Annotated in this window: 2 protein-coding genes; both read left to right on the top strand. The window is 41.0% G+C overall.

The features are described 5' to 3' along the window. Positions 1-73: 73 nt before the first annotated feature. Positions 74-424 carry a hypothetical protein gene (locus Q0212_RS12350; RefSeq protein WP_297925948.1) on the top strand — a complete coding sequence of 117 codons (351 nt, stop codon included), beginning with the start codon at positions 74-76 and terminating at the stop codon, positions 422-424. Between the two features lie 210 nt (positions 425-634). After that, positions 635-2018, top strand: a 1384-nt coding sequence (locus tag Q0212_RS12345) for a hypothetical protein (protein ID WP_297925946.1), incomplete at its 3' end; no start/stop codon positions are given.

The raw sequence follows: 2018 nt of genomic DNA, 5'->3' as shown, positions 1-2018 counted from the left end.
GAAGAAAACTTTAGCATGAGCTTAGAAAGCGCGGGTACAATCACTTATACAGCGGTTGTTTAACAGGTGATTTATGAGTAACAGAGGTATCATTAACATCACTTTAGGCGGTATTGAGTTTGACTTAGTGCCGAGCCTAGAGAATTTAGATAATTTAGAGGCCGCTACTAATAAACCTATTTACATGGTGGCATCTAACCCTAAATTATCCGACAGTATCAAAGTTATCCTATCTTGTGCTAAGCCTAAGTTTGGCAATTACCCGACTTGGTTTAATGCTCAGGGCGTATATGAGCAGATTTGCAAAGATAAGCAGATTATGGATGTATCACTTCAAGTCGTTAAGTTTTGCACCAATATTTTAACCGCAGGTAGCGATACCGACATTAAAAACGTGGGTGCGGACGAAAACGAGGGAAAGTAAAAAAAGGCAGCATTTGGCATCAGTTATGGGCGAGTGCTGTCACATTTTTAAACATTCAACCGCGTGATGCTTGGTCTTTGACAGTCTGTGATTTTTGGATGTTGTGGGATGCGTACTTGGACAAAGTGCAAATTCAAACAGGCAACAACTACACAAGACCGATGACAATGGCTGAGTTCAACGAGCTTAACGATTATTTGGATGAGTTACATGGCAACAACTGATGATCTAGTTATAAGTATTCGTGCCGATTTGGATACACTTAATCGTCAGTTGCAGCAAGTTGACCGACGATTAAATAACACACAGCAACAAGGCAAACAAACAGGCCAATCTATTGACGACAGTTTTAGTGGTGCAAGTGATGCTGTCACAAAAATAGCGGCTGCTATTGGTGTCGCTGTCGCTGCTATGGGTGCAATGGCCGTAAGTGTCGCTAATAACGTCCGTGAGTTTAATTCACTCGCAAACAGTCTAGGTTTATCTTATACGCAATTAGAACGATTACAGTCTATTAGCTCAAAAGCCAATCTCGAAACGGATATGATGATTGACTTAGCAAAAACGCTTAACGAGCAAATAGGCGAAGCGGCTAACGGCAATAAAGATTTCGAGGAATCATTTAGCCGCTTAGGTTTATCAATGGATGATTTGCTCAAGATGAGCGTTGACGAGCAATTGCTAACAGTTGCAGGCGCATTAAGCGAGGTCACGAACCAAGCCGACAAAGCGCAAATAGGCGCGACATTATTTGGCGATAATTGGCTTCCTGCATTAAAACTCACAGAACAAAACGTAAAAGAATTAGCAGATCAATATGATAAGTTTGGTCAAAAACTTGACGATACTGATGTTACAAGACTGATTGAATTAGATGAAGCTTTTGACGGCTTAGTTGATAACGTAACGCAAATATCTAAAAAAATATCATCAGATTTAGCACCTGCCTTAACCGTTGCCATTGATAAGTTTAACGAGTTTTTAGGTGCATCAAAAACAACAGACTATGAAGCAAAAATATCTTTATTAACAGATATTACTATTCAATTTAGCGGAGTTGTTGTTAATGTTGCTAGCGTTATTCGCGGCGCGTTTGAGTTAATTGGTGCAGCCATAGGAACGGTAGGGGCAACATTAGGCGGTATTGGTGTACCTATTTACGCTTTAATTGATGGCATTGCATCAACTATTGGGTTTATTGTTAAGGGTTATCAAGAGCTTTACAATGTCTATGCGCGATTTAATGAAAAAGAACCCTTAAAACTAATTGAACCGCCAAACGGCGCATTAGTTGAGGGTTATATTAAGGTATTGCAGGACGTAGCAGGGACAGGCCGCGAATTATTAGCAAAAGGTACAGAAAACTTTTTAGACGGTATCACAGGCAAGGCAGGCGAGAAGGTTAAGGAAGAAATGGAGGCGGCTGCTTTAGCAATGGGCGGCACATCAACAGAAACAAAATCATCACCGACAAGCGGCACATGCGCAGGCGATGAAGAAGCCAAAAAGAAAGCCGAAGAACTCCGCAAAGCAGCTCAGGAATACTTAAAATCGTTAGCTGAGTCAAACATGACAGAGCTACAGCTTAACGAAC

The organism is uncultured Agitococcus sp. (assembly GCF_937920075.1).
GTDB lineage: Bacteria > Pseudomonadota > Gammaproteobacteria > Pseudomonadales > Moraxellaceae > Agitococcus.
The sequence above is the reverse complement of the archived record's forward strand: the minus strand, read 5'-3'. Positions and strand labels throughout refer to the sequence as shown.

Coding starts and splice junctions, on each gene's coding strand:
- Q0212_RS12350 (WP_297925948.1), top strand. CDS start 74: ATGAGTAACAGAGGTATCATTAACATCACTTTAGGCGGTATTGAGTTT.